The following is an 862-nucleotide window of genomic DNA, read 5'->3' on the forward strand; positions in this document are numbered from 1 at the left end:
GTTTATGTGTCTTAACACGCAATTCTATATCTTTCACCGCCGCCATTTGTTTACGAAGTTTTTCTACTTCTGCTTTTGCTTTCTCTAATGATGGTCGGTTAACCTGGAAGGTGATAACGTTCGAGAGGCGTGCCACGTTTAGCTCTAACATACTGATTGTTTCCCTGTATTATGATTATTGTTTGTTATTGTTTTTTAGAACAATAATATTGGATTGCTTCGAAAGTGCTGCACCCGGTCTGAAACACACGCTGCCGCACATTATTTGCATCAATTGAAAGCATTCTGCATAAGGCACTGACATTGATTATTGAGTCATCGCTAATAGCTGCCAGTTCTTTTACAGCCTTAAGAATAAAGGATTGTGGGTTTTCTGTATTCATTGGTTTTCTCTCACATATATATTTTTATTTGGGTTTGTAGACAGTAGAAAAACAAAAAGGGCAAAGAGATTCGTTACTGTATTTGCGCCTACAGGTTAGTTAATCCCTTTACCCTTATTGCCCCGATGGGGAATCGTCTATTAACGCTTTATTACGCAGCAGATCCGAAGATGATAGCTTGCGGAATGTTGTTTACTGGCAGATAAGATGTCTCAGTAACCACAGATGGGAATTGGAATTCATCCTTGATTAGATATTGGTGATGCAACACGGCATCTTGACCTAACTCAGCATGACGCACACCAACGCCGCTATGAAGCTGGTAACACTGTGCCGCTTTATCCATTACCGGAACAATTGCGAAACCGTTCTCTCCGATGTGAGCAACAATCTCAGGAAACATTGACACATCAATAACAGTGATCCCACCAATCTGGAAAGAGTCATAGGCTGGGTTAGAATCAACCATACGGGTAAAC

At 40.8% G+C, this 862-nt stretch carries 1 protein-coding gene and 1 pseudogene; both read right to left on the reverse strand.

The features are described 5' to 3' along the window. Positions 1 to 185: 185 nt before the first annotated feature. A complete protein-coding gene (locus tag RTW80_RS26285) occupies positions 186 to 383 on the reverse strand; it encodes a hypothetical protein (RefSeq protein ID WP_001374248.1) in 198 nt (65 codons plus the stop codon). Between the two features lie 151 nt (positions 384 to 534). Next, a pseudogene (locus tag RTW80_RS26290) lies at positions 535 to 862 on the reverse strand (hypothetical protein); the annotation flags it as partial.

Origin of the sequence: Escherichia sp. AM3 (genome assembly GCF_032029835.1) — a bacterium.
Classification (GTDB): Bacteria; Pseudomonadota; Gammaproteobacteria; order Enterobacterales; family Enterobacteriaceae; genus Escherichia; species Escherichia coli.